The sequence below is a fragment of the Methylobacterium sp. AC690 genome (genome assembly GCF_979256535.1).
In genome coordinates this window covers 1-25,565 of sequence record NZ_CEEDOX010000006.1, presented here as the reverse complement: position 1 = coordinate 25,565, position 25,565 = coordinate 1, and the positions used below count along the sequence as shown (strand labels likewise).

The 25,565-nt window shown below is 68.6% G+C and carries 23 protein-coding genes and 1 tRNA gene; 9 read left to right on the top strand and 15 right to left on the bottom strand.

The annotated features are described in order from the left end of the window. Nucleotides 1–6 precede the first annotated feature (6 nt). Nucleotides 7–633 carry a hypothetical protein gene (locus tag AC0IY1_RS08545; RefSeq protein WP_471768908.1) on the bottom strand — a complete coding sequence of 209 codons (627 nt, stop codon included), beginning with the start codon at nucleotides 631–633 and terminating at the stop codon, nucleotides 7–9. A 325-nt stretch (nucleotides 634–958) separates the two neighbouring features. On the opposite strand from AC0IY1_RS08545, the gene AC0IY1_RS08540 reads away from it, so the two are divergent. Then, nucleotides 959–1,975, top strand: a complete 1,017-nt coding sequence (locus AC0IY1_RS08540; protein WP_471768906.1) for a substrate-binding domain-containing protein — start codon at nucleotides 959–961, stop codon at nucleotides 1,973–1,975. A gap of 50 nt (nucleotides 1,976–2,025) precedes the next feature. Here AC0IY1_RS08540 and AC0IY1_RS08535 read toward each other — a convergent pair whose 3' ends face one another. From AC0IY1_RS08535 to AC0IY1_RS08515, 5 genes are all read right to left on the bottom strand, one after another. Next, a complete protein-coding gene (locus tag AC0IY1_RS08535) occupies nucleotides 2,026–2,802 on the bottom strand; it encodes an ABC transporter ATP-binding protein (protein WP_471769153.1) in 777 nt (258 codons plus the stop codon). After that, complete coding sequence (locus AC0IY1_RS08530; protein ID WP_471769151.1) at nucleotides 2,799–3,803, bottom strand: FecCD family ABC transporter permease; 1,005 nt, start codon at nucleotides 3,801–3,803, stop codon at nucleotides 2,799–2,801. Before AC0IY1_RS08530 ends, AC0IY1_RS08535 begins: the two co-directional genes overlap by 4 nt. A 53-nt stretch (nucleotides 3,804–3,856) precedes the next feature. Then, nucleotides 3,857–4,870, bottom strand: coding sequence for an iron ABC transporter substrate-binding protein (locus tag AC0IY1_RS08525; protein ID WP_471768904.1), 1,014 nt, complete (start codon nucleotides 4,868–4,870; stop codon nucleotides 3,857–3,859). Nucleotides 4,871–5,078: 208 nt separating this feature from the next. Continuing rightward, nucleotides 5,079–5,447: an HU family DNA-binding protein gene (locus AC0IY1_RS08520; protein WP_471768902.1), complete on the bottom strand. Its 369-nt coding sequence runs from the start codon at nucleotides 5,445–5,447 to the stop codon at nucleotides 5,079–5,081. Nucleotides 5,448–5,581: 134 nt separating this feature from the next. Continuing rightward, nucleotides 5,582–6,538, bottom strand: a complete 957-nt coding sequence (locus AC0IY1_RS08515; protein ID WP_471768900.1) for a LysR family transcriptional regulator — start codon at nucleotides 6,536–6,538, stop codon at nucleotides 5,582–5,584. Between the two features lie 406 nt (nucleotides 6,539–6,944). Between AC0IY1_RS08515 and AC0IY1_RS08510 the strand changes: the two genes are divergently transcribed. From AC0IY1_RS08510 to AC0IY1_RS08485, 6 genes are all read left to right on the top strand, one after another. Continuing rightward, a complete protein-coding gene (locus tag AC0IY1_RS08510) occupies nucleotides 6,945–7,460 on the top strand; it encodes a MarR family winged helix-turn-helix transcriptional regulator (RefSeq protein WP_471768898.1) in 516 nt (171 codons plus the stop codon). 1 nt (nucleotide 7,461) lies between these two features. Beyond that, nucleotides 7,462–7,830 carry an antibiotic biosynthesis monooxygenase family protein gene (locus AC0IY1_RS08505; RefSeq protein WP_471768896.1) on the top strand — a complete coding sequence of 123 codons (369 nt, stop codon included), beginning with the start codon at nucleotides 7,462–7,464 and terminating at the stop codon, nucleotides 7,828–7,830. A 29-nt stretch (nucleotides 7,831–7,859) separates the two neighbouring features. Beyond that, nucleotides 7,860–9,551 (top strand): FAD-dependent monooxygenase, encoded by a 1,692-nt coding sequence (locus AC0IY1_RS08500; protein ID WP_471768894.1) that lies wholly within the window; start codon nucleotides 7,860–7,862, stop codon nucleotides 9,549–9,551. Nucleotides 9,552–9,896: 345 nt separating this feature from the next. Next, nucleotides 9,897–10,538, top strand: a complete 642-nt coding sequence (gene nthA, locus AC0IY1_RS08495) for a nitrile hydratase subunit alpha (protein ID WP_471768892.1) — start codon at nucleotides 9,897–9,899, stop codon at nucleotides 10,536–10,538. Next, nucleotides 10,535–11,212, top strand: a complete 678-nt coding sequence (nthB, locus tag AC0IY1_RS08490; RefSeq protein WP_471768890.1) for a nitrile hydratase subunit beta — start codon at nucleotides 10,535–10,537, stop codon at nucleotides 11,210–11,212. The genes nthA and nthB overlap by 4 nt, the downstream gene beginning before the upstream one ends. Next, nucleotides 11,209–11,553 carry a nitrile hydratase accessory protein gene (locus AC0IY1_RS08485; RefSeq protein WP_471768888.1) on the top strand — a complete coding sequence of 115 codons (345 nt, stop codon included), beginning with the start codon at nucleotides 11,209–11,211 and terminating at the stop codon, nucleotides 11,551–11,553. The genes nthB and AC0IY1_RS08485 overlap by 4 nt, the downstream gene beginning before the upstream one ends. Before the next feature lie 261 nt (nucleotides 11,554–11,814). Here the strand turns inward: AC0IY1_RS08485 and AC0IY1_RS08480 are convergent, their stop codons facing one another. The 9 genes from AC0IY1_RS08480 to AC0IY1_RS08440 all read right to left on the bottom strand — a co-directional run bounded on the left by AC0IY1_RS08480 (nucleotide 11,815) and on the right by AC0IY1_RS08440 (nucleotide 23,892). After that, on the bottom strand, nucleotides 11,815–12,906 hold the full coding sequence (locus AC0IY1_RS08480) for a TRAP transporter substrate-binding protein (RefSeq protein WP_055953301.1): 1,092 nt from the start codon (nucleotides 12,904–12,906) through the stop codon (nucleotides 11,815–11,817). A gap of 74 nt (nucleotides 12,907–12,980) precedes the next feature. Beyond that, nucleotides 12,981–14,864 (bottom strand): TRAP transporter large permease, encoded by a 1,884-nt coding sequence (locus tag AC0IY1_RS08475; RefSeq protein ID WP_471768886.1) that lies wholly within the window; start codon nucleotides 14,862–14,864, stop codon nucleotides 12,981–12,983. 44 nt (nucleotides 14,865–14,908) lie between these two features. Continuing rightward, nucleotides 14,909–15,547, bottom strand: a complete 639-nt coding sequence (locus AC0IY1_RS08470) for a TRAP transporter small permease subunit (protein WP_471768884.1) — start codon at nucleotides 15,545–15,547, stop codon at nucleotides 14,909–14,911. Between the two features lie 116 nt (nucleotides 15,548–15,663). Next, complete coding sequence (gene nhaA, locus AC0IY1_RS08465; protein WP_471768882.1) at nucleotides 15,664–16,872, bottom strand: Na+/H+ antiporter NhaA; 1,209 nt, start codon at nucleotides 16,870–16,872, stop codon at nucleotides 15,664–15,666. Between the two features lie 574 nt (nucleotides 16,873–17,446). After that, a tRNA-Ser gene (locus AC0IY1_RS08460) sits at nucleotides 17,447–17,538 on the bottom strand. A gap of 173 nt (nucleotides 17,539–17,711) precedes the next feature. Then, on the bottom strand, nucleotides 17,712–19,280 hold the full coding sequence (locus AC0IY1_RS08455; RefSeq protein WP_471768880.1) for a class I adenylate-forming enzyme family protein: 1,569 nt from the start codon (nucleotides 19,278–19,280) through the stop codon (nucleotides 17,712–17,714). 121 nt (nucleotides 19,281–19,401) lie between these two features. After that, a complete protein-coding gene (locus tag AC0IY1_RS08450; protein ID WP_471768878.1) occupies nucleotides 19,402–20,775 on the bottom strand; it encodes a methyl-accepting chemotaxis protein in 1,374 nt (457 codons plus the stop codon). 589 nt (nucleotides 20,776–21,364) lie between these two features. Continuing rightward, nucleotides 21,365–23,578, bottom strand: a complete 2,214-nt coding sequence (locus AC0IY1_RS08445; protein ID WP_471768876.1) for a sensor histidine kinase — start codon at nucleotides 23,576–23,578, stop codon at nucleotides 21,365–21,367. Then, on the bottom strand, nucleotides 23,575–23,892 hold the full coding sequence (locus AC0IY1_RS08440; protein WP_471768874.1) for an Rdx family protein: 318 nt from the start codon (nucleotides 23,890–23,892) through the stop codon (nucleotides 23,575–23,577). Before AC0IY1_RS08440 ends, AC0IY1_RS08445 begins: the two co-directional genes overlap by 4 nt. Nucleotides 23,893–24,108: 216 nt before the next feature. Here AC0IY1_RS08440 and AC0IY1_RS08435 point away from each other — a divergent pair, with 216 nt between their 5' ends. Together AC0IY1_RS08435 and AC0IY1_RS08430 are read left to right on the top strand one after the other, a co-directional pair. Further along, nucleotides 24,109–24,747 (top strand): LemA family protein, encoded by a 639-nt coding sequence (locus AC0IY1_RS08435; RefSeq protein WP_471768872.1) that lies wholly within the window; start codon nucleotides 24,109–24,111, stop codon nucleotides 24,745–24,747. Nucleotides 24,748–24,843: 96 nt separating this feature from the next. Next, nucleotides 24,844–25,565 (top strand): TPM domain-containing protein (locus AC0IY1_RS08430; RefSeq protein ID WP_471769150.1); only part of this gene is annotated, 722 nt, incomplete at its 3' end.

The window sequence follows — 25,565 nt, the reverse complement described above, 5'->3', positions numbered from 1 at the left end:
CCTCACTCAGCGCGGTGCGTGATTCTCCTCCCGGCCGTGCAGGAGACTTGGCAGGGGCCCTGGAAGGAGACTTGGCAGGGGCCCTGGAAGGAGACTTGGCAGGGGCCCTGGAAGGAGACTTGGCAGGAGACCTGGCAGGAGACCTGGCAGGAGACCTGGCAGCAGCCCGGGTCGCAGGTCCGCGACCTTCGTCCATTCCCAGAGGGCGCGGTCCAAATCCTGAAGGGTGATGCCGCAGCTTCGGGAAAGGTCCCGGCAGAACGCGAGGTAGTGGAGGTAGAGGTCGAGCGGCAGGGATGCCTTCGCACCGATCTCGAGCGGTCCCCAGCCGAGGGCCTTGAGGCCCCGAGGGTCGATGACAGCGTACTGATCCGGCAGGATGACTGCCAGGATCGCGGACGCGACCGGGACGGCAACACCGGAGAGACCGGTCAGGACCGACACGGCCACCCGTGGAGTCGTGGCGACCAACGCCGTTCGCAGAGCATCGGCGACCTCCTCGTCACTGTTCCTCTGCTGACGCGACCGGCCACGGTCGCTGACCTTCCAGGTCAGAATGGGCGCGAGATTCTCACGTCTGCAGCCGCCGTTGCGGATGCGCGTGCCCGCGGCGAAGGCCGCTTGCTCCTTCACGTCGATCCGATACCCGGCCGCGAGGCCTGGAATCTCCGACGGTGAGAATTGCAATCGGAGGGGAAACGCCACGTCGCGCGCGAGCCGCGACGGTCCGAAGGCGTGCGTCGCTCGAAGGGTGGGGGCCAAGGTCAAATCTGCGATTTGCAGGAGGCGGCTTCGGGGCTCACCGACCCCGCATCGCGAGCGGCGCAAGCCAACACCGGAGCAGGACCGGTCTCGATCTTGTGCTCCCGCTTCATACGATTGGATCCCGTCATCTGTGGCCACCCCAAGCGCGCTCGCTGGTCACAAACGCGTAGAAAGATGCTATGCCGACAGCAATATGACGCAGACATCCGATGACACGGCAATCGACGTCGATCTCGCCGTGGGCGGCACGATCACCGTAGGGTCTCACCGCATCTCGGTCGCCGAGACGGTGACGGTGTTGGACGCGATCGCAGAGACGGGCTCCGTCCAGGGCATCGCCACCGCGCTCGGCCTCTCCTACCGGGCGGGCTGGGAGCGCCTTCGGGCCCTCGAAGCCGCGCTCGGGCACCAGCTCGTCCAGAAGACGCGCGGGCACGGCAGCGCCTTGACGCCCACGGGTGTGCTACTGCGCGAGTCCCTCGGAACGGCCTCGGCCAGTCTCGCCATGCCGATGGCCCGGGAAGCGCGTGTCATCGGCGCGCGCCTCGCACCCGTCCTGACCGGAGCCCCGCGCCCGGTCACGCTGGTCGCCAGCCACGACCTGCTCCTCATGGACGTCGCGGCGACGTGGCCGGGGCTCGCACTGGCGATCGCCGGCAGCGAGGATGCCGTGGCTCGCCTGACCGAAGCCCGCGCCGATGCGGCCGGATTCCACTGCGGTGCCGTAGACTGGCCTTCGGCCGGTCCCGCCTTCGCAGAGCTCGCGGCCAATCCCGGTTTCCGGATCAGGATCCTGTTCGAGCGCGAGCAGGGATTGATGCTCGCAGCGGGCAATCCCCTCGGCATCCGGGGCGTGGCCGACCTCGCCGCGGGGAGGGCCCGGTACGTCAACCGCCAGAAGGGCTCGGGCACGCGCGTCTGGTTCGATCGCCTGCTGGCCCAACACGACATTTCAGCCGACGGGATCCGGGGTTACGCCACCGAGGAATTCACCCATCAGGCAGTCGCTGCCGTGATTGCCTACGGCGCCGCCGATGCCGGGCTCGGTGCACGGGCGGCGGCCGACCGGTTCGGACTTGATTTTCTCTCCGTGGGCTGGGAGCGCTACTACCTCGCAACCGCCCATTCCCTGGTCGACGCCACCTTCGATTCCCTCGCCGAGGCCCTCACCGAGCGTGCGTGCCGGACATCCGGATACCGGCCTGTTTAGACCATGCGAGGCATAGGAACAGGGACTGCCGGCCCCGGAGATCCGCACCCCTAATCCGGTAGGAGCGGGGCGCAGACGGCGTGCCCATGACCCGGCAGTGGTACCACCGCGACGGCGACGCCGTAGATGTGCGCCAGGGTTTCGGGCGTGATCGTCGCGGTCGGAGTTCCGAGGGCGAGGAGGCGGCCCTCGTGCAGCAGGGCCACGCGGTCGGCGCACAGGAAGGCGTGGTCCGGGTCGTGGGTCGAGAGGATGACGGTGATCCCGGCGCGCGACAGCCGCCGAATCTGGCCGAGCACCCGGGCCTGATTGCCGAAGTCGAGGCTGGCGGTGGGCTCATCCATCACAACGATCCGAGGCGCGCCGGCGAGCGCGCGCGCGATCAGCACCATCTGGCGCTCTCCGCCGCTGATCTCGGTATAGACCCGGTCCGCAAGATGCCCGATCTCCAGGGTTTGGAGGACCGTTTCGGCCACGGCATGATCGGCCGCGCCGGGACTCGCGAAGACGCCGAGCCGGCTGGCACGCCCCATCAGGACGACGTCACGCACCCGGAACGGGAAGAACCCGCTCTGTGCCTGTGGGACGTAGCCGAGGCTCGCCGCCAGTCGGCGCCGGGACCAGCGGCCGATGTCTTCCCCGTCGAGGCAGATGCGGCCGCCGAGGGGCGGGAGCAGACCCAGGAGCGTCTTGAACAACGTGGTCTTGCCGCCGCCATTCGGACCGAGCAGGCACAGCACTTCGCCGGGCTCGACGGTGAGGGCGACGCCCGCGCCGATGCGACGGCGTCCGTAGCCGAAGGCGAGATCCTCGACGCTCAGCATCAGGCCCAGCCCCGCCGGCCGCTGGCAAGGAGCCAGAGGAAGAATGGCGCGCCGATGAGCGCGGTCAGAATGCCGAGCGGCACCTCGATCGGGGCGATGGTGCGCGCCACGAGGTCGACGGCGAGCAGGTAGCCCGCGCCGAGGACCAGGGAAGCCGGTAGCAGTCGGCGGAAATCCGGACCCACGAGCAGTCGGGCCACGTGCGGCACCAGGAGGCCGATCCATCCGATCACACCCGTCACCGACACCGACGCGGCGGTGACCAAGGTCGCGGCGGCGATCAGGACCGGACGCAGGACCCGGGTTTCGACCCCGAGGGCGCGGGCTTCCTCTTCCCCGAGACCCATCAGGTTCATGCGCCAGCGCAGGAGCACCAGGGGCCCCAGACCGAGGCCGATGGCCGGCAGGATTGCGCCGACATCTCCTAAGTTCACCGAAGCCAGGCTCCCGAGAAGCCAGTAGGTGATGGCCGGCAACTGGTTGTAGGGGTCCGCCAGGACCTTCAGGAGCGCGATGGCCGAGCCCAGCACGGCCCCGATGGCGACGCCGGCCAGGACCAGTGTCAGCACCGGGTCCTGCCCACGCACCGCCGCGCCCACCGCGTAGACAGCGGCGACCGCCGTGAGGCCGCCCGCGAAGGCGAGCCCCTGGATCGCGCCCACGGGCAGGGACAGGAAGATGCCGAGCACAGCCCCGAGGCTCGCCCCTGCCGAGACCCCGAGAATGTCCGGCGAGACCAGGGGATTTCGGAACAAACCCTGGTAGGTCGCCCCGGCGGCGGCGAGGCTGGCACCCACCACCAGGGCGGCGAGGACACGGGGCAGGCGGATCTGGAGGATGACCGTCTGCATCGCCGGGTCTGTCCGCGCGGGCAGGCCGAGGAGCCGGGCACCGAGGATCTCGATCACGTCGCTCAGGGGAACGGCGAAGCGTCCCGTGGCCAGTGCGAGGACCACCAGGATGAGGAGACCCAGCGGCGACACCAGGACGGGCCAGATCCGCACCCAGGCCCGGCGCCTGGCCCGCCCGGGCAGCGCAGGGATTTCGGTCTCATGCGTCACGGCTTCGGACCGGCGACGGCGCCAGAGAGCAGCGCCGCCACCTGCCCGTCATCGAGATTCACATGATAGAAGCGCCGGTAGAACTCCCGCGTCGCTGCCTCCAGGCCGGTCGGGAACAGGTCCGGATAGAGCACCTGCGCCAGCCAACGGATGCCGATCAGGCGATTGGCCCCGGGCGGCGCATCGAACCAACCGAAGGGTAGGGCCGGCACCTGGTAGACCCGACCCGCGCGCACGGCCCGGAGCCCGGACCAGAGCGCGTCTTGCGCGATCCCACGCCGAAAGCCGGCCTCCTGGGTGAGGATCACGTCCGGGTCCCAAGCCAGCACCTGTTCCGGCGAGACGGTGGCGATCCCGCCGGGCCCGGCCGCAGCCGCGACGTTGCGGGCTCCGACGACCCCGAGCAGCTCGACGTTGATCGATCCACCGAGTCCGGTCTCGAGTCCCTTCGGCCCGCGAGCGTAGTAGACCCGGGGGCGCCGCTCCTCCGGCACCGTCGCGATGACCCGGGCCACATCCGCCACCGCGGCCTCGGACGCGCCCGCGAGGTCCGCCGCCGGCGCCTCCAGCCCGAGGAGAGCGCCGAGATGCCGATAACTCTCCGCGGTCTTCTCGAAATGCCCGTCCAGGAGCACGTAGGGAATTCCGGTCTGGGCCTGGACCCGATCCGCGAGGGACACGTAGGTCGGCGCCGTGCTGCCGACGTCGAGGATGAGATCAGGCTTCAGGCCGAGCACCGCCTCGACGTTCGCCGTTCCGCCGCGCCCGGTCAGGCGCCCCGTTGCGGGCAGGTCGCGGGTCGCGGGTGCGAGGTAAGCCTTTTCCTCCGCAGTTGGGCTGCGGATCCAGCCGACCATCCGGTCCGGCGCCAGGGTGTAGAGCAGGACGGAGGCCGGCGGGCCGGCCGCCAGGATGCGGGTGGGGTGCTCCGGAACCTCGACGGTCCGGCCGGCGGCATCGGTGAAAGGCCGCGCCTCGACCGGCCCGCTGAGACCGAACCCGACCAGCAAGGGAACGAGGCGAAGGGAGGCGCGAAGCGAACGACGACGCTCACCATGCGGACGTGGAAACGGGGCCGTGTTCACAGGAGAGCAATTCCCAGCCGAGCGGGTGTCCGCATCAATGTAGTCGGTCCGACCGGCATCGCCTACGGACGGGATGTCCGAGCCCCGTGCAGGTCACGAAGCGACAGTGCCGCGTGCGCGACGACGACGGACGCTAAGCCGCACGCGATTGATCGGCGGTGCAGGTGGGCTGGAGTGACGATCTGACGACCGGGTCTCTCGTCCGGAGGATGATCGGCGCCACGGACCGACGCAGCTGCACCGCGATCGTGCGGCTCGCCCGGAAGGAGATGATGCGCCTCTCTCCCACCAGGACCGGCTCCCCCGACGCCAGGTTTCGCCCCGGGCGCGGCGCGCGGGCGACCGCTGAGAACACTCCGAGGCCCCGCAATTCGACCCGGTCATCGGCCGCGAGGGCTTGGGCGATCCGCGCCAGGATGGCGTTCACGACGGCGTCTACCGCCGCGCTCCCAAGATGTGGGTACTGCTCGGAGACGCGAGCGATCAGACCAGACTTGATCATGGCGGAAACTCAGCGCTTACGGGATATCGAGATGACGGCGCGGTTTCGCGTCTCTCTGCATCGGTCGCAGAACCTGATCGCAGCGGCGGCATCGTTTCTCGGATCGATCGATCCGGACACAGCACGCGCCCGTCTCATCGAAGACTGTCCTGACGCGCGTCGATGGCGCAGGCGCGGGACGAATCCGCATTCCCGATCCGCCCATCCAGGGTTCGCGCCAATTGTCGACTGAGGCCCACCAGCGCGGCGACCATCGGCGTCGCCGGTTCGCGCTGCGGCACGACGAGGCCGATCGTGTGCGCGATATCCGGCTCGACGATCGGGATGGTTCGCAGGCCCGGCATCGGCCCGAGGGCCTCGGTCAGCGCGGCCGGCATGATGCTCGACCAGTGCAACGTGCGCACATGGCTCATCAGGACGATCATCGAATTCGACTCGAGGGTCGGCGCAGGGGCACTCCCCGAAGCGCGCAGTTGCTGATCGACAATGCGCCGGTTCTGCATGTCCGGCGTCAGCAGGCAGAGCGGCATCCGGCTCACCTCGGACCAGCTGATGCTCGTCCGACCGTCGTGCGGACCGCCGGCCGCGGTAAGAAGCTGGTAGCGTTCCTGGAAGAGCGGGATCGCCGTGACCCGGCTCAACGGCTCATGATCGAGATAGGTGAGACCGGCATCCGCCTCGAGATTCTCGATCAGGTCGAGGATGTTCGCCGACGTCGCCGACAGAACGCTCAGGCGCACGTCCGGGTAGCGCAGGTGGTAGGGCGTCGTCAGCGCCGCGATCATCGGGAGGACGGTCGGGATCGCGGCGATCCGCAGGTGTCCTGCCGGTCCCCGGCGCAGGGTCGCGACATCCTCGCGCATCGCTCGCGCATCGGCGACGATCCGCCGGGCCCAGGCCAGAACACGTTCGCCCTCCGGCGTGAATCCCTGGAACCGGGAGCCGCGCTGCACCAAGCGGGTACCGAGCTGATTCTCCAGGCTCTTCACACCGGCCGACAGGGTCTGCTGCGTAACGCAGCAAGCCTCCGCGGCGCGCCCGAAATGGTGCTCACGCGACAAGGCGAGGAGAAGGTCGAGTTTGTCGATCACGGGTCCAAGGAGGAAGCGTGGCGCCGTCAGGCCCCGAGACGACCGGTGGTATACATCCGATGCATGGGGCTCAATAAGTCGCAGACTTCCGTTGGTACTCCTTCAGGGGCATGATTCGTCGGGAGCCAGGGTGATGCCGGCACCGCCCTCTTCGCGGACTATGAGGAACCCACCGCGCCCGGTGCCAGGCAGGTCCGCCGTTGCTTAGGCAACACCGTCCCCGTGCAGCGACCTATGACTTGGAGCGGCAGCGGCCCGACTTCGTCCGCACCGGAACCCCGTCATCGTCATCGTCGCGGAGGATCGCTCCGGCCAGCGAGGGCCCCCGTAGACACCCCGACGCACGCCCAATTTGACAATATGTTGTCCATTTGACGAATTCGGCCTAAACGCTATAACGTTGGACATGCGCCCCACCCGAACCAACGCCTCGTCAGACCCCACCCGCCTCCGGCGCGCCTGGACCAGCCTCGTCCTCGACATCTTCCGCCTGAACGGCGATCTCCTCGCCGCAGGAGACACCCTTGTGGGCGACCTCGGACTGACGAGCGCTCGCTGGCACGTGCTGGGGGCCATCGCCCTTTCGCCGGTGCCGCTGCCGGTCGCCCACATCGCCCGCAACATGGGGCTGACCCGGCAGGCCGTGCAGCGCCTGGTGGACGACATGCGGCCTGATGGCCTGGTCCGCCTGGAGCCCAATCCGCATCACCGCCGCGCCATGCTGGTGGTGATGACGGAAGCCGGGGCGGCGGCCTATCGCGCGGCGAGCGCGCGACAGGAGCGCTGGGCCGACGCTCTCGCGTCAGGCCTTCCGGCCGAATCCTTCGAAGCGGCGAGTGAACTCCTGCGCGAGATGCAGCGACGTCTCGACGGGCCGCACGCACCGACCCCTGCAACGCATCCGGCAACCGAAGGAGCCTGACATGCCGACATTCATCGAGATGGACCGGACCGTGACCCTGGCGGACCAGTTGAAGGACGAGGGCCAATCCGTCGTCCTGATCAACACCTTCGTCGTCCCACCCGCGGAGGCCGACGCCCTGCTCGCCGCCTGGACGGCCGACGCGGAGATTATGAAGCGGCAGCCCGGATTCGTGTCGACCCAGCTCCACCGCGGCATCGCGGGTAGCGGCACCTTCCTGAACTACGCCGTTTGGGACAGCGTCGCGGCATTCCGGGCAGCCTTCACCAATCCAGAGTTCCAGGCCCGTCTCGCCGACTATCCGGCGAGCGCGACAGCCAGCCCACACCTGTTCCGCACGGTCGCCGTTCCCGGCATCTGCGCAGCGTGAACCCCATCCTACCCAACGACGAGGTCACCATGCGCCAGGACGCGAACGCCAAGCCCTACGATGCCGACGTCATCGTCGTCGGTGCCGGCCCCGTTGGCCTGGTTGCCGGCTGCGGCCTGCGCCACCACGGCGTGGATTGCCTGATCCTGGAAGAGCGGACGGAATTGCAGGCCTACTCGCGCGCCAACAACCTATGGGCGCGGCCACAGGAACTCCTGGCCGGCATCGGCCTCCGCGAGGCGCTCGCGGCGCAAGCCTACCCCATCCGCCTCGTCAACTTCTTCATCAACGGAACGCCGACCACGCCCATCGCGATCGATGACGTGGCCAGTCCGTACCCGCAGGTCCTCTACAGCGGACAGGACGTCATCGAGAAGACCTTGTCGGAGACGTTCGAGGGGCGGGGCGGGCGGCTGGCCCGGGGCCACAGGGTGACGGGCATCGCCCAGGACAGCGACGGCGTGACCCTCACCCTGGGGAGGGGGGACGATGGTCCGGAAGAGCACCTGCGCTGCCGCTACGTCGTGGCCGCCGACGGCGCCAAGAGCACGGTGCGCCCCCTTCTGGACCTCGACTTCGAGCCTGAGCGATTCGAGGGGCGAATGAACCGGCAGGTCGATGCCCGGCTGTCCTGGCGTCGATCGCTGGAGCCCGACCAGCTTTGGTTCTTCTATTACGAGCGCGGCTTCTGCGGCGTGCTGCCGGTCTGGGGCGGCTACCACCGCCTCTTCTTCCTTGCGGACGATGCAGGCGTGCCCGACCGGGACCCGACCCTCGACGAGTTGCAAGCCCTGGCACGCGAGGTCACCGGAGACGAGACCCTCACGCTGACCGACCCGCAATGGCTCACTCACAGCCGCTTCCAGTACGGCGTTTCGCCGGGCTACGGCCGCGGCCGGGTGTTCCTCGCCGGGGATGCCGGCCACCTGTCCCTGCCCATCGGCGGGCAGGGCATGAATGCCGGCCTGCACGATGGGGTCGAGATCGCCTGGCGGCTCGCCATGACGCTGCGAGGCGAGGCCGCGCCCGTCGTGCTGGACTCCTACGACGTCGAGCGCGGCGGCGAACATGCCCGGCTCAGCGCGCAACAGGCGAAGGGCTTCCGCCGCACGGTCTATCGCGGCTCCCTGACGGATGCCGCACTCGGACTGGCGGCAAAGGCGATCCCGAGCCTCGGAGCCCTGCTTCAGGGAACGGACGACCTGCAGCAGATGAGCGTGCGCTATCCGGACAGTCCGCTGAACGAGGACCATCTCTCCGGGCCGACCCACCTGCTGCAACGCGGGCCGGCACCGGGCGAACGCGCCCCCGATGCAGAGGTGACGCATGCCGGGACGACGACCTCGCTGTTCCGGTTTCTCTACAATCCGGATGGTTGGACAACGGGTTGGGCGCTGCTCTGCTTCGACGGTCGCTCATCGGACGCGGGCCCTTCGCTGGCGGAGGCCATCAACGCCGTGTCGCCCTGGGGGCACCTCCGCCCGCGGCTCGTCCTGGCGGGCCCGTCTCTCGCCATAGGGGACGTGCCCATGCTGTCGGACCTCGACGGCAAGGCACACGGGGCCTACGGCCTGGAGGGCCGGCCGGGTGTCGTCCTGATCCGCCCGGACGGGCATATCGCCTTCCGCGCCGCAGCCGAGCGGCACGACCGGCTGGCTGCTTACTGTCACCGGATCTTCGGGACTGGTGCAGGTGTCTCGGGGTCGAGCGTCCAGGATTGAGCGGTTCAAACCGGTCGGAGCAATCCGGACCGGGACGCCGCGGGGTCGATGCGGCATCTGCGCGGGGAGGACCCACGATCGTCCGTTCCGCGCACTGCGAGCGCGGACGGGTCCCGCTCCGCCGCGACCGCACGAGGTGTGATCACGGCTGGCAGAATGCCGTCGTTCGGACGCATTCGGCCGGAGGAGCCGGATACCGGACGGTGCCATCGCCGTCCCTTGCCGCCCGGCGTCCAATCCGTCTGCGTCGTCGATCGTGACAGATCTGCCCGGGATGCGCGCAGGGCTGGCGGCACGCATGACGCTCGCGGATTCAGCCCGTAAGGTGCGACCTGGAGATTGAGCATGGCGCACCATCACGATCACGATGACCATCCGCACGGAACGCACCCGGCGAGTGAACTCTCGCCGATGGAGTTGCGGGTTCGTGCCCTCGAATCCATTCTCGTGGAAAAGGGCTACGTCGACCCGGCAGCCCTCGATGCGCTGATCGAGACCTACGAGACCCGGGTCGGACCTCATAACGGGGCCCGGGTGGTCGCGCGGGCCTGGGTCGATCCCGGCTTTCGCGCCCGCCTGCTGGCGGATGCAACCCCGGCCATGCACGAACTCGGGGTCGGCGGGCGGGGCGGTGAGCATATGGTCGTCGTCGCCAACACGCCCGAGGAACACAACCTCGTCGTCTGCACCCTCTGCTCCTGCTATCCCTGGCCGGTGCTCGGCCTGCCGCCGGTCTGGTACAAGTCGCCTCCCTACCGCTCGCGCGCCGTGATCGCGCCGCGTGCCGTCCTGGCCGAATTCGGCCTGACGCTCCCGGCCGCCCAGCGCATCCGCGTGTGGGATTCCACCGCCGAGCTTCGCTACATGGTTCTGCCGATGCGCCCCGCCGGGACGGAGGGGCTGGACGAGCCCGCCCTCGCCGCCCTCGTCACCCGGGATTCCATGATCGGCACCGGCCTCCCGCCGACTGCGGAACGGATCGCATGAACGGGGGTCAGGATCTCGGCGGCATGCACGGCTTCGGTCCCGTCGCGCCGGAAAAGGACGAGCCGCGCTTCCATGCCGACTGGGAGAAGCGCGTGTTCGGCCTCGCGATGGCCATGGGTCTCTCCGGCACCTGGAACCTCGATGCGAGCCGGTCGGCCCGCGAAGCGCTGCCGCCGGGCGAGTACCTTACCTCCAGCTACTACGCGATCTGGCTCAAGGCCCTGGAACGCCAGGTTCAGCACCATGGCCTCGTCACGCCCGAGGAGCTGTCCACCGGCACGGCGTCAGCCCCGGCTGCCCCGGTCAAGCGCGTCCTTCGGGGTGAGGAGGTGGCGCCGCTCTTCGCGCGAGGCTTCCCCAGCGACCGGCTCGTTCCCGACCCGGCGCGCTTCTCGCTGGGTGACCGCGTCCGCGCCCGGCGCATCAATCCGGTCGGACACACGCGGCTGCCACGCTACGTGCGGGGCCATATCGGTACCGTCGAGGCGGTGCATGGCGGCTTCGTCTTCCCCGACACGAACGCGCAACTCGCCGGCGAGGCGCCGCAATGGCTCTACACCGTCCGATTTTGCGGGCGTGACCTCTGGGGGGACCAGGCCGAACCCGGCCATAGCGTCTCGGTGAACGCCTTCGAGAGCTATCTGGAAGCCCTCGAACCGGAACGGATCGCATGAGCACCGATCGAATTCCCCGGGACGACGCCGCTGCCCCGGTCTTTGCGGAGCCCTGGGAGGCACAAGCTTTCGCCCTCGTGGTGGCGCTCCACGATCAGGGGCTGTTCGACTGGAGCGAGTGGGCAGAGGCGCTGGGGGCGCAGACGCGGCGAACCGGGCAGGCCGCGGATTATGCCGCCTGGCTCTCGACCCTCGAAAGCCTGCTCGCGGCACGCGGGGTCGCGCCGCCCGAGCTCCTCGCCGAGCGCCGAGCGGCCTTCGCGCGAGCCGCTGCCGCGACACCGCACGGCGAGCCGATTCTCCTGGCGAACGATCCGCTCTCAGTCCCCCTCCCGGGATGACGGCCCGAGGTGCTGCTGTTCCGGCCCCGCGCTTGGGCTCGCAGGCCGGGCGAGGCCGAAACGAAATGGTGTCCTGACGTGTGACGCAACCGCAGCAAGAGCCGGACAGGTACCTGAATCGTCGCTCCAAACTCGAAACGCCCGATCGGCCGCCGTGATCTCGGCTCCTTCATTCGAGCGTCCCGCCCCCAGACCCGAGGACCACGGCTCTCGAGCATCCGGCCGGCGCGTCGCGGTGGACGCGTCGGCCAGACGCGCTGGTCAGTTCTTGGTCCGGTTCCGGATCATGAAGCCGTCATAGGTGTACTCCGCCACCTGGAACCAGAGATACTCCTCACCGCGGAACGCCCGCAGGCTGTCGATGCCTTTCTTGAAGTCAGGGTTCTTGGCGGAGATCTCGGCATAGACCTCGTTCGTCGCCTTCAGGGCCGCTTCCATGATCTCGTTGGAATAGGGCCGCAGTTGTGCTCCGGTGCCGATCAGGCGGCGCAGAGCGGCCGGGTTCTTGGCATCGTACTTGGCCAGCATGTCGACATTGGCCGCCATGGCGGCCGCCTGGAGAACGGACTGATAGTTCTTGGGCAGGCTCTCCCACTTCGCCTTGTTGATGTAGAAGTGCAGGGTGAGCCCGCCCTCCCACCAACCGGGATAATAGTAGAACGGCGCGACCTTGTTGAAGCCGAGCTTCTCGTCGTCGTAGGGGCCGATCCACTCGGCGGCGTCGATGGTTCCGCGCTCCAGCGCCGGGTAGATGTCGCCGCCCGCGACCTGCTGCGGCACCGCGCCGAGCTTGGCCATGACCTGTCCGGCGATGCCGGCGATGCGCATCTTCAGACCTTGCAGGTCGGCGACGGTCTTGACCTCCTTGCGGAACCAGCCGCCCATCTGCGTGCCGGTGTTGCCGCCGGGTAGCGCGTAGATGTTCTGCTTGGCCATGAACTCGTTGACGATCTCATTGCCGCCGCCGTGATAGAGCCAGGCGTTCTGCTGACGGCTGTTCAGCCCGAAGGGAACGGCAGCGCCGAGGGCGAAGCTCGGATCCTTGCCGACGTAGTAGTACCCCGCCGTGTGGACCATCTCGACGGTCCCGTTGCTGACCGCATCCGCCGCCTGGAAGGTCCCGACGATTTCGCCCGCGGCAAAGGGCTGGATCACGAACTTGCCGTCCGTGGCGTCCGAGACGAACTTCGCGAGGACGTCGGCCGCGCCGTAGATCGTGTCGAGGGATTTCGGGAAGCCGGAGCTCAGGCGCCAGCGCACCTCGGGGGACGATTGGGCGATAGCGGGAGCGGCGACGCCGCCGGCCGCGACCGCACCGAGGCCGGCACGCTTCAGGAATTCGCGTCTCTTCATCGTTTCCTCCGTTCGTTTCTGGTTCGCACTCTGCGGAGGACGGCGCAGTCCTCCGGACGGGTCGGCCCGCGCGCTCACTCGATCTTCGGGGGGCCCAGATCGATCGGAGGCGCATCGTCGCCGGAGCCGGCTCCCAGCCCCTGCAGATTGTCGAGCTGCTGCTGGACAGCCGCCGGATCGACTTTGGTACCGCTCGACTTGTAGTGCGTGACCATGCCGGGGAAGAGGATCACCAGGGCGACCATGATGCACTGGATGATCACGAAGGGGATCGCCCCATAGTAGATCTGCCCGGTGGTGATGGGCTCCATGCGCTTGCCGGTGACGCGGTCGAGGTAGGGAACCTTGGCGGCGACCGAGCGCAGGTAGAACAGGGCGAAGCCGAAGGGCGGGTGCATGAAGCTCGTCTGCATGTTCACCCCGAGCATCACGCCAAGCCAGATCAGGTCGATGCCGAGCTTGTCTGCCGCAGGCCCGATCAGCGGGATGATGATGAAGGCCAGCTCGAAGAAATCGAGGAAGAAGGCCAGCAGGAAGATCAGGATGTTCACGAAGATCAGGAAGCCGATCTGGCCACCCGGGAGGCTGGTGAGCAGGTGCTCGACCCAGACGTGCCCGTTGACGCCGTAGAACGTCAGCGAGAACACGCGCGCCCCGATCAAGATGAACAGCACGAACGTCGAGAGCTTAGCGGTGGACTCCGTCGCTTGCTTCACGAGCGTGACGTTCAGGCGTGCCGGGTTGCGGTCGAGGATGCGCTTGATCCCGGCGAGAATGAGCGATCCGACGGCACCCATGGCGCCCCCCTCGGTCGGGGTCGCGATGCCGATGAAGATCGTGCCCAGCACGAGGAAGATCAGCAGCAGGGGCGGCACCATGACGAAGGTGACCTGCTGCGCCATGCGCGAGATGAGGCGAAGCCCGGTCAGGCGCTCGACGATCCCGACGACCAGGGCGTAGAGCGCGCCGGCCGCGCCGAGCTCGGCCACCAGGCCCCAGGTGCCCGCCGCCGTCGCGCGCAGGTAGAGACTGAGGCTCACGAGGCCTGCGGCGAGGAACACCGAGACGATGACGCGCTGCGCACCGAGGAAGCGGTTCATCACCGCGCAGACCAGCGCCACCACGGTCGCGATGCAGATCGTCAGGATGACGTAGTCCGCACCGGCCTTCGTGCCGGTCTGCGCCATCACGGCGATGCCGATCACGGCGGAGAACAGCACCAGGATGCCGAGCTGCCAGACGCCCCGGGCGCCGTTCTCTTCGCGGTAGCCGATCGCGTCCTTGGGCAGGCCGGGCGCTGCCTTGGGCCAGATCAGCGTGACGAGGAGCACATAGCCGGCATACATCGCCGAGAGCACGAGCCCGGGCACGAACGCGCCCTCGTACATGTCGCCCACCGAGCGGCCGAGCTGGTCGGCCATGACGATCAGCACCAGGGAGGGCGGGATGATCTGCGCGAGCGTGCCGGAGGCCGCGATCACGCCCGTGGCGAGGCGCCGGTCATAGCCGTAGCGCAGCATGATCGGCAGCGAGATCAGGCCCATGGAAATCACGGAGGCCGCAACCACGCCGGTGGTGGCGGCGAGCAGCGCGCCGACGAAGATCACGGCGTAGGCGAGGCCGCCACGGATGGTCCCGAAGAGCTGGCCGATCGTGTCGAGCAAGTCCTCGGCCATGCCGGAGCGTTCAAGAACCAGTCCCATGAAGGTGAAGAACGGGACGGCCAGCAGCACCTCGTTCGACATCACCCCGAAGACCCGCTCCGGCAGCGCCTGCAGCAGCGGCCAGGACAGGGTGATCGTGTCCGGGGCGTAGGGCGCGAGTTCGACCGCCACCACGAAGAACAGCAGACCGTTGGCGGCCAGCGCGAAGGCCACCGGGTATCCGAGCAGCAGGAACACGACGAGTGTCGCGAACATGATCGGCGCGAGGTTGTGGGCGATCAACTCGGCGAACATCGGACCTTGGTGGGTTCGAGGGCTGTGAAGGGCTTATGTCTGGCTCAGGCCTTGGGCGCCGGCTTCGGACCCGCCTTGGGGTCGACCGCGAAGGCTGCCTTCGCGGGCTCGCCCGCGAGTTCCGCCACGAGGCGCTCGGCCTCCGATTCGGCGGCAGCGTGATGACCGCCCGCGCTCGTCGTGTCCTCGATCCGGCCGGACAGGATGAGCAGGCGCTTGATCAGTTCGGAGAGCCACTGCAGCCCGAGCAGGACGAAGCCGACGAGGATCAACCCCTTGGCTGGCCAGATCAGCAATCCACCTGCGTTGGTGGAGACTTCGCCGGAATTATATGAGTTTAGGAAGAACGGCACCACCAGCCAGATCATGACCGCAAGGAACGGCAGCAGGAAGAATAAGTGTCCAAACACGTCGACAAGGTCACGTCCGCGTTTCGACAGCCGGCTCGAAAGGATGTCGATGCGAATATGCTCGTTGTCCTTGAGCGTCCAGGCCGCGCACAGCATGAAGACGGCACCGAACAGGTACCATTGCAGCTCGAGCCACGCGTTCGAGGACGTGCCGAACAGCTTGCGCACGATCGCGTTCAAGGTGGAGACGATGACCGCAGCCACGATCGCCCAGGCGGCGATCTTACCGATGCGCTCGTTGAGCACGTCGATCCAGCGGCTCAAGCGGAGCATGCGCATCCTCCTCACGGGGTCGTTATTCGACGCCCTTCCATGCTTCCTAGCGCGAAGCTCGGCCGAGATCAGCACACGATGAGAGATTTTACAGTCTTTGTTACAGTTGCGGGGCTCTAAGCAGGGGTCTCGTGCCGCTTCCGGGCAATCGCGATCCGGTCGGCCTTGGACGCGAGGAGGAGGACGAGGGCACCGGCGACCATGCATGTCCCCGAGCCGAGCAGGACACCGATCTTCACCTCGGCCTCGAGTTCGGGGCTGCTCGCAAAAGCCAGGAGGCCGACGAACAGGCTCATGGTGAAACCGACGCCGCACAGGAGCGACAACCCGTAAACCTGCCACCATCCCGCATGGGCGGGGCGCTGCGCCAGACCGAGCTTGACCGCTGCGAGGACCGCTCCGAACACGCCGGCCTGCTTGCCCAGAAACAATCCGAGGGCCACGCCCAGCGTGACCGGGTCGAGCAGCATCTGCGTGCTCATGCCCGCGAACGAGACGCCGGCATTGGCAAAGCCGAACACCGGCAGCACCAGATAGGCGGACCACGGGTGGATGGCGTGCTCAAGCGTGTGCAGGGGCGAGGTCGGATCGTCCGGCTCACCGAGACTGAGGCGCAGGGGGATCGTCAGGGCGAGGAGGACGCCCGCGATGGTGGCGTGAATGCCGGACTTGAGCACCAGGAACCACAGCACCGCCCCCAGGACCAAGTAGGGCGTCAGGCGTTTGACCCCGGCCCTGTTCATGCCGAACAGGACCGCGAAGACGGCGGCAGCGCCGCCGAGCATCGGCAGCGACAGGTCGGCGGTGTAGAACGCCGCGATGATGACGACGGCGCCGAGATCATCGATGATGGCGAGCGCGGTCAGGAAGATCTTGAGCGAGACCGGGACGCGCGATCCCAGAAGGGCGAGTACGCCCAGCGCGAAGGCGATGTCGGTGGCTGTCGGGATCGCCCAGCCGCGCAGGGTCTCGGGCGAGTGCCGGTTCACCGCGACGTAGACCAGCGCCGGGGCGAGCATGCCACCGAGGGCGGCGATGCCGGGAAGGAGCCGGTCCGGCCAGGTCCGCAGGCGTCCGTCGAGGACCTCGCGCTTGATCTCCAGGCCGACCAGCAGGAAGAACACCACCATCAGGCCGTCGTTGATCCAGTGCAGGATGCTGAGGCCGCCGACGTAGGTCTTGAGGGTGGAAAAGTACGCGTCGGACCAAGCGGAATTCGCGATCGCCAAGGCGAGGGCCGCGCTCGCCATCAGGATCATGCCGCCGCTGGCTTCACTCGTCAGGAAGCTGCGCAGGACCGAGGCGGGGCGAAAGTGACGTGGCATGGTCGTGCGTCTCCGTCGCTGGCGGCCCGACCAGCGAAGAAGCCTGCGGATCCGATCTTCGGACCATGCACCCACGGGTTCTATGCCATCGGCAGGCCCGATCTCGCAACACGCGGCCTGGCGACCTGTCGGACGGATCGAGGCAGGCCGATCCGGCCGCGCGGTTCCTCGCACCGATCGAGATCCTGGAGAGCAGATGCCGTTTCTCGTCGGATCGGCGAAGGCGCGCCAAGGCTGACCCGGCAAGGGCCGCGTGACGCCGCGTGGAGGCACCTCTCGGAAACAGGGTTTCCGATATCCCGGCGACCTTACCGCGCTAAGCACGGACCCTGTCCGGGCGAGGGCGGCCGAGCCGCTGGCTCCGAGGCTTCGAGGCCGTGAGCGGTCCATGAGCTGGCGCATCCGATCCCTCGCGAAGGGCAGGGGCGGGACGCGCGTGGGAACAGTTAAGGATGGGAGCCCGAAGCGATGACGCCGCTGGCCGATCCGACAGGGTTCCATGACCAAAGCGGCGACGAGCCGGTCGCAGACGCGTCAGCAGCGTCGGCAGGAATTTGCAGGGCACCGAAGGGGATGGCGGAGACGGAGGGATTCGAACCCTCGATACCCCTTTCGGGGTATGCTCATTTAGCAAACGAGTGCCTTCAGCCGCTCGGCCACGTCTCCGCAGGCGGTCGATCTAGAATTTCGGATGGGGCGGGTCAAGCTGCGATTGGCGCGGCGGCCGGGAAATCGATGCCTTCCGGGCGGGCGTGCCGTCGGGGCCACAGGCCCGGTGGATGCCTCGGCACGGCTGATCCGGGCAGGGCGGGGCGGCCTCTCCCAGCCGCCGCGCCGTCTCAGGCGCTGGCACGGTCTTGAGAGCTGGCACGGTCTTGGGCGCTGGCGAGGCGCTTGCGCTGGACCTTGCCGTTGGCGGTCCGCGGCAGCGCGTCGAGGAAGCGGACTTCGCGGGGGCACTTGTAGGTCGCGAGCCGATCGAGGCACCAGGCCATGATATCGTCGGCGTCCATCACGACATCGGGCTTCGGGACGACGAAGGCGGTGATGACGCTGAGGTCGGCCCGAACCGCCATCTCCGCGACACCGACCTCGGCGACGCCGGGATGCTCGATCAGGACCCCCTCGATCTCGTTCGGCGAGACGCGGTAGCCGAACGCATTCATGAGGTCGTCGTTGCGGCCGTGGAAGGTCAGGTAGCCGTCCGCATCGAGGCTCGCGAGGTCGCCACCCACGAACCACGCGCCGCGCATCACCGCGGCCTCCTCCTCGGGCCGGTTCCAGTAGCCCAGCATCAAGCCGGGCTCGGAGCGGTGGATGGCGAGGAGCCCGACCTCTCCCGGCGGCAGCGGATCCGCCGGCCCCTCGGCCGGCAGGATCGCGACGCGGCGCCCGGGCTGCGGCTTGCCGGGCGAACGGGGGCGCACGGGAATCGTCGGGCCACTCGAGACGTAGGTCGAGCACTCGCTCATCCCGAGGGCTTCGTAGAGGGGCTTTCCGGTCGCCTCGGTCCAGGCTGTGAGGAGTTCGGGCGACAAGGCCTCCCCCGCCGTCACCCCGTGGCGCAGGGTGCCGAGATCGACGGCGCCGAGATCGGCATATTTCAGGATCTGGCGGTAGAGGCTCGGCACGGCGGCGAACAGCGTTGCCCGATGACGGGCGATCAGGGTCGGCCAGATCGCCGGATCGCGCGGCCCGTCGTAGAGCACCGCCGTGGCGCCGCAGGCCCAGGGATCGGTGATCCCGACGCCCAGCGTGTAGGTCCAGTTCATCGTACCCGCATGGAGCATGACGTCGTGCTCCGACAGGCCGAGCCAGTGCGCATGCATCGGCCGGCGCCCGCGGATGGCCCGATGGGCGTGCAGAACGCCCTTGGGCCGGCTCGTCGTCCCGGAGGTGTAGACCAGCGTCGCGGGATCCTCGGCCCGGGTGTCCGCGTAGTCGGTCAGCGCCGGGCCGGTCTTCATCGCGGCGATGTCGTCGGACCGGAGCAGGATGCGGTCCCCGAGCCCGGCCGGATCGATGGAATGGCCCGCCCCCACGACCACGACGGACGCGCCGGCATTCTCCATCAGGAACGCGGCCTCGGGCTCCGTCAGCTGTGGTGAGGAGGGCAGGGCCACGAGGCCGGCGGCCAGCGCGCCGAAGTAGACCAGCACGTAGTCCGCTTCGTTGCCCATGCGGATCATGACGCGCGCGCCGGGCGCGAGGCCGAGGGCACGGAGCCCGGCGCCGATGCCCCGGACCGCCCGATCGACCTCGCCGAACGTCAGGCTGCGAACGTCGTCGCCGGCGCCCGCCATGATGAGCGCCGTCTTGTCGGCACGCAGGCGGGCATTCTCGGCAAGGCAGAAGCGCGCGCCGTTGAACGGCGGGGCCTCGGCGGCGGCGGCGAAGGATGAGGTCAAGCGTGGGCTCCGTGGCGACCCGCGCAAGGAAGCCGAAAGCGGGCGCCCCGACAAGGGCACCCGCTTCCCTGTTCCCGGCTTGGTGCCCCGCGGCGCGGCGCGCCCTCCGCCAGCGAACGCCTCAGCCGGCGATCTCCTTGGCGGCGACCAGCATCTCCTTCATGGCTTCCGCGGCAGCCTGGTAGGCGGGGGTGCCGACATCCCAGTTGCTGACCTTCAGGGCTTCCAGCATCTTGCTGGCCTCTGCGAAGGCCTTGCTCTCCGCCGCCACCAACCGGGCGAAGGCGGGGTGGGCGGCAGGCGCGGTCCCGGCCAGGTCCGTCTTCAGGCTCCGGCCGGGCTGTCCCGACAGGGTGGCCAGGGTCGGGTCCGGCTGCGCCATGCCGACGAGAACCCGCGCGAGCTTGCGCTTCCAGGCGCCGATATCGGCCGGCAGACGCACCAGGGCGTAGACCGGTACGTCGCGGGCATTGGTGTTCAGCGCCGTCTGGCCGGTGGCCTCGGCGCGCACGAGGCGGCTCGTGATCTTCTCGATCTCCTCGTGGGTCTTCGCGGCCTTCGCGGCGATGTTCTGCACGCTGGTCGAGATTTCCGAGGTGGCGGCCCGCTGTTGTCCCAGCATCTGCGAGATCGCCTGGTTCAGGTCGCTGGCTTGGGCGATGCGGGCATTCGTCTCGACGATCCGATGTTCGAGGTGATCGACGATGGTGCGGCCCGTGGTGACGGCGCTGCGGCTCTCGTGAACCGCCTCCGAGATCGCCCCCATCTCGGCGGTGAGGGTGCTCAGCAGCCCGCGGATCTCCCCGGTGGACTTGGCGGTCTGGGCGGAGAGCGACTTGACCTCGGCGGCGACCACGGAGAACCCGCGACCGGCCTCGCCCGCCCGGGCGGCCTCGATCGTGGCGTTGAGGGCCAGGAGATTGGTCTGCGCCGAGATCGCCGCGATGGTGGTGGCCATCACCTCGATCTGGGCGATGGCGCGCTCCAGGACGATGACGCGATCGGAGATCTGGGACGTCCGGGCATCGATCTCGTGCATCGCCGTGCGCGCCTTCTGCGCGTCCTGGATGCAGGCCTGGGTCTCCGCGAGGGCATCCCGCGCGACGGTCACGACCGTCTCGGACGTCTGGGCCACCTCCGCCACGGACGCCGCCATCTCCTCGGCGGCGCCCGCGATCGTCTGGGTGGCGCTCGCCACCTCACCGACGTCGTAGGTCATCCAGCCCGTGTTGGTTGCCGCCTCCGACGCTTCGCGCGCGACGGTGGCGGTGGTGCCCAGGCTGCGCAGGAGGTCGGCTTCGCGATCGGCGTGCAACCGCTCGATCGCGGCGCGCAGCGGCCCCTCGGGCAGATCGACCGATGCGAGATTTTGGCTCACCATCAGCGATTCGACGGCCTGCACCAGACGGGCTTCGTCGCGGATCTGAGCGGCCTCCGGCGCCGCTTCGGTGACGGGTGGCTTCTGGGTGGAACGGGCGAAGGGAAGGCCGAGCATCGCGGTTGGTCCTGTAAGGCGTAGCGATGTGATCTACCGGTCTTCCATTAATGTATCCTTATTGCCCAAGACATCCACATCAGGTCGAGAAGCGTTCCGTGTCCTGCCTTGACGAGTCTTGGTGCAGCGCAACCGATCGAAACCTCGCTCGGCGCAATCACTGCTTGTTGTCTACCGTAGATCCGAGGTCGGAAAACTTCGATCTTTCCTGAGTCTATAGCCTAAAGGCGGTCTTGACAGGGCCCTTCCGCGACTGCCGAGGGGCCGTTGCGCAGACCGAGAGGCGCGTCCCTCCGGTATTAAGGCGGGCATGAAAGATGCTTCAGGCCTGTGTCTACTTTCACACAATCCAACGATGCTGAGCCTCGCCTGGGCGGTCGGGGACGCAGCTTCGCGCAGCCTCCAGCGAGGGCGGCAGGCACCAGTCTGGACCAAATCTGTTCAGTCGTTGAACCACCCCGGGGATCATGGCGCCGGGCAGGGCCCCACAATGCAGGGTGGCACCGGGGCAGGGGCGCCGGGCGACCCGCGGCGCGTCGGATCCCGGTCGCTCGTCCGCGTTGGGAGACCGGTCGGAGCGAGCCGTGTCTCAGGCCGAGCGGGACAGGGGCACTTCGCGCGGACCGATCAGATCCGCCTTGCGCTCCAATAAAGTCGGCGGCGGGACCGGAGCCTCGATGGTGCAGACGACACCCGTGGCCGCGAACAGCAGCTGAACCTCGCCGTCGAGTTCCCGGGCAAGGCTGCGCTCGATCAGGCGCGAGCCGAACCCGGTCCGGGTCGGCGCAACCACGGGGGGGCCGCCATCCTCGCTCCAGCGCAGGATCAGGCGGATTTCCGCCTGGCGCTCCACCGACCAGGCGATCGTCACCGTGCCCCCCTCCTGCGAGAGCGCACCGTACTTCACCGCATTGGTGCCGAGTTCGTGCAGCGCCATGGCGATCGAGAGGGCCAGACGCGGCGGCAGCCGCAGGGCGGGACCGGAGACGACGAACCGGGAGCGCTGTCCCTCCGTCGCATCGAGCGGGGCGATGGCGTCGGCCACGACGTTTCCGAGTTCGGCGCCGTCCCAGCTCTCCCGGGTGAGGACGTTGTGGACCCGCGCCAGGGCCAGCAGGCGGGCCTCGAACGCGGCGCGCGCCGCGGTGGCCTCCGGCCCTTCGAGCCGGCGCAGGGACTGCCCCGCGATCGATTGCACGGTGGCCAGGGTGTTCTTCACCCGATGGTTCAATTCGTGGATCAGGAGTTGTTGGTGCTCGGCGGCGCGCTTGGCGTCGGTGATGTCGACGTTGCACCCGGTATAGCCGAGGAAATTGCCGGTATCGTCCGTCCGCGGCACCCCCTCGCAGCGCAGCCAGCGCACGACGCCGTCCTGGTCCACCACCCGGACGTCGGCCTGGAAGGGCAACCGGGCCACGAAGGCATCGCGAAAGCGGGTCGCGAAGGCCTCGTAATCCTCGGCGAAGATGATCCGGCGCCAGTCCTCGCCGGCCAGCACGGCGGCCGTATGGAGGCCGAACATGTGGTCGAAATGCATGTTGGCGAAGCTGATCTGGGCGCTCTCGTCGGTCATCCAGATCAGGGCCGGCGCGGAATCGGCCATGTGGCGGAAGCGCGCTTCGCTCTCGCGCAGGGCACTCAGGCCCCGCTCGGTCTCCGCCAAGGCCCGGTCGCGCTCGTCGCTGCGCAGGCGCAGGCGCTGGGAGGCATCCGCGAGCACGTCCCCCAGGCGCCGGATCTCGTGAATCGGCGAGGTGATCCGCGGGATGACCTCGCCGCGCGCGAGGGCCGGCCCCGTCGCCGCGAGCCGGCGCAGGGGCTGCGAGACCCGTGACCACAGGTGCACCGCCAGGATGGACGAGGTCGCCAGCACGAGGAGGCCGAAGCCGCAGAAGGCCCAGATCCAGTTGCGCAGGCGCGCTTCCACCAGGGCCTGTGGAATGATCGCGGCCGCCGTCCAGCCGGTGAGGCGGGAGCGTGCCTCGACGACCGTCACGGGCTTCATGCGACGATCCTTGCCTTCCCAGACATTCGGCGTCGCAGTCTGGTACTGACGCAGCGTCGCGAGGCGCTGCGAGCCGATTATGGCGTCCGGATCGGGCAGCCGCGCCAGGATGAGCCCGTCCCGGTCGGAGAGGCCGGTGGTCCAACCCTCGACGGCTTCCCGGGCGACGAGGCTGTCCAGGCGGCTGATCGGGACCGTGAAGCTGAGGATGTGGGTGACGCCGCCCTCGCCGAACACCGGCACGGCGACCGCGTAGGTCGCGTCCGTCGGCTTCATGCCCTTGACGTACCCGGAGACCACGGCGCGCTGACTGCCCGAGGCGATCTCGCGATCGAACGGCAACGCGCTGCGCGGCAGCGGGGCCCGGCGCGGCACCGCCGTGTTCACGACCTGCTGTCCGTCCGGCCGCCGCAGGAGGATGTCGAGGCCGACCGCGTCCCGCACGAGGCGCGCCTGAGCGTCGAAATTGTCGAATTCGCCGTCCTTCAACCGCGGCGACGTGGCGAGGGTCTGCAGCACCGAGACGAGGCCCGCCGTATCGCGGTCGACGGAGAGAGCGATGCTGCGCACGTTCTCGCGGGCGTCCTGCTCGAAGCGGGCCCGCTCCGTCCCCGCATAGCGCGCGAGGAGGATGGCCGTGAACAGCAGGCCCGGTCCGATCAGCGCGATCACCAAGGCGACCAGATAGACCTGGGTCGAGAACCCGCGCTGTCGAACACGCGCGAAGGCGGAGGCGAGCGACCTCGGCCCCCACCAGCGGCGCCCCGTCGTGGTCTCTCCCGGAGGCGGATTGCTCATGGGCGCGCGACGCCCGCGCGATCGATATGTCCGAGGTCGCGCTCCGGCGCGAGGTGATCCCGAACGCGCTGCTTCAGGATTTTGACGTCGGGAAAGCCGCCGTCGCGCGTCCGATCCCAGATCAGGTGCGGTCCGCACAGGATCACGAACACGCCGCCGGTTCCGGGAACCAGCGCCACCTCGCCGAGGTCGTCCCGAAACGTGGAGAGGAGCTCCTGCGCCATCCATCCCGCCCGCAGCAGCCACTGGCACTGCGTGCAGTAGGTGATCGAAACCCGCGGCTTCTCGGGCGATGGGCGGGGCGTTTCGTCCATGGCGGGTAAAGCGACCGATCGCCCCCGGCTTGTCAACCGAAACGCACGCCGGGGCACCCCGAGGCGCCGGCCTCGGCAGGGTTCGACCAAGATTTCCCGTGAACGGCCAAGTTTTTCCCTGTGCGTCTTTATCGCAGCGCCAGCGTGCCTATGTGTGATCACGTGCCGGTGAGGGACCCATCCTCGCGCGGCGCTCGGTTTGCAGGGAGTTCAAGCATGCGTTCAGGTGTCGTCACCCCGACGACGGGCCCCGTCCGGGCCTGGCTCGGCAGGGTTCGGATCGCCGTCGCGGCTCTCGCCCTGGGCACGACCCTGACCGGCTGCGGCGCGATCAACCGGGTTCCGACCCTGGAGGAGCGGGCCAAATCCTCCTGGAGCGAGGTGCAGAACCAGTACCAGCGCCGGGCCGACCTGATCCCGAACCTCGTGGAGACGGTGAAGGGCTACGCCCAACAGGAAAAGGACGTGCTGATCGGCGTCACCGAGGCGCGGGCCAAGGCCTCCAGCGTCAAGGTCGACGCCTCCACGGTGAGCGACCCGCAGAAATTCAAGGAATTCCAGGACGCCCAGAACCAGCTCTCCGGCGCCCTGGGTCGCCTGCTCGTGACGGTGGAGCGTTACCCCGAGCTGAAGTCGAACCAGAACTTCCTCGCCCTGCAATCGCAGCTCGAGGGGACCGAGAACCGGATCGCCGTTGCGCGCCGCGACTACATCGGCGCCGTACAGGACTACAACACCGAGGTCCGGACCATTCCGGGACGCTGGATCGCCGCTTGGTTCTACCCCGAGGCAAAGCCGATGGAGACCTTCACGGCGACGCCCAATTCCGAGCGCCCGCCGAACGTGAAGTTCTAGCCCGCCATGGATCGCCCGCGCTTGGGCCGTCCGCACTCGGGCCGTCCGCGCTCGGGCGGCGCCGGGACATCCGCCATCCGGTCGATCGCCACGCGGCTGATCCTCGGGCTCTGGCTCGTCGCAGCCACCAGCGGCCTCGCCCTCGCGCAGACCGGTGCCGCCGAACCGACCTTTCCCGCCCTGACCGGACGGGTGGTCGACGGCGCCGGCATCCTCAAGCCCGAAGACCGGACGGTCCTCGAGACCAAGCTCAAGGCGTACGAGGACAAGACCTCCGATCAGGTGGTGGTCGCCACGGTCCCGAGCCTGCAGGGCCGGACCGTGGAGGACTATGCCAACCGCCTGTTCCGCGCCTGGAAGCTCGGACAGGCCAAGACCAACAACGGGGCGCTGCTCCTCGTCGCCCCCAATGAACGCAAGGTCCGGATCGAAGTCGGCTACGGCCTCGAGGGCGCCCTGACCGATGCCCTCTCGAAGGTGATCATCACGACCGCGATCACGCCGCGCTTCAAGACGGGCGACTACGCCGGCGGCATCAATGCGGGCGTCGACGCCATGCTGTCGATCGTCGCGGGCGACGCCGAGGCGTGGCACCGCAAGGCGGAGGTGCGCAGCGACGAGGCCGATCCCGGACAGGTGGTGATCTTCATCGTGCTGTTCCTCGTCGTCCTGTTCGTCGTCTACCGGATGAACCGTGGGCGCCGGGGCGGGGGAGGCGGCTTCATCATCCTGCCGGGGCCATCCTCGGGTGGCTGGAGCGGCGGCGTCTCCGGCGGCTTCGACGGGGGCGGCTTCTCCGGCGGGGGTGGCTCGTCGGG

Bases quoted from the DNA above. Each gene is read 5' to 3' on its own strand.
- AC0IY1_RS08450 (WP_471768878.1), bottom strand. From the start codon at position 20,775: ATGCTCGGCCTTCCCTTCGCCCGTTCCACCCAGAAGCCACCCGTCACC.
- nthB (WP_471768890.1), top strand. From the start codon at position 10,535: ATGAACGGGGGTCAGGATCTCGGCGGCATGCACGGCTTCGGTCCCGTC.
- AC0IY1_RS08480 (WP_055953301.1), bottom strand. From the start codon at position 12,906: ATGAAGAGACGCGAATTCCTGAAGCGTGCCGGCCTCGGTGCGGTCGCG.
- AC0IY1_RS08505 (WP_471768896.1), top strand. From the start codon at position 7,462: ATGCCGACATTCATCGAGATGGACCGGACCGTGACCCTGGCGGACCAG.
- AC0IY1_RS08475 (WP_471768886.1), bottom strand. From the start codon at position 14,864: ATGTTCGCCGAGTTGATCGCCCACAACCTCGCGCCGATCATGTTCGCG.
- AC0IY1_RS08520 (WP_471768902.1), bottom strand. From the start codon at position 5,447: ATGATCAAGTCTGGTCTGATCGCTCGCGTCTCCGAGCAGTACCCACAT.
- AC0IY1_RS08435 (WP_471768872.1), top strand. From the start codon at position 24,109: ATGCGTTCAGGTGTCGTCACCCCGACGACGGGCCCCGTCCGGGCCTGG.
- AC0IY1_RS08510 (WP_471768898.1), top strand. From the start codon at position 6,945: ATGCGCCCCACCCGAACCAACGCCTCGTCAGACCCCACCCGCCTCCGG.
- AC0IY1_RS08445 (WP_471768876.1), bottom strand. From the start codon at position 23,578: ATGAGCAATCCGCCTCCGGGAGAGACCACGACGGGGCGCCGCTGGTGG.
- AC0IY1_RS08470 (WP_471768884.1), bottom strand. From the start codon at position 15,547: ATGCTCCGCTTGAGCCGCTGGATCGACGTGCTCAACGAGCGCATCGGT.
- nthA (WP_471768892.1), top strand. From the start codon at position 9,897: ATGGCGCACCATCACGATCACGATGACCATCCGCACGGAACGCACCCG.
- AC0IY1_RS08440 (WP_471768874.1), bottom strand. From the start codon at position 23,892: ATGGACGAAACGCCCCGCCCATCGCCCGAGAAGCCGCGGGTTTCGATC.
- AC0IY1_RS08540 (WP_471768906.1), top strand. From the start codon at position 959: ATGACGCAGACATCCGATGACACGGCAATCGACGTCGATCTCGCCGTG.
- nhaA (WP_471768882.1), bottom strand. From the start codon at position 16,872: ATGCCACGTCACTTTCGCCCCGCCTCGGTCCTGCGCAGCTTCCTGACG.
- AC0IY1_RS08485 (WP_471768888.1), top strand. From the start codon at position 11,209: ATGAGCACCGATCGAATTCCCCGGGACGACGCCGCTGCCCCGGTCTTT.
- AC0IY1_RS08500 (WP_471768894.1), top strand. From the start codon at position 7,860: ATGCGCCAGGACGCGAACGCCAAGCCCTACGATGCCGACGTCATCGTC.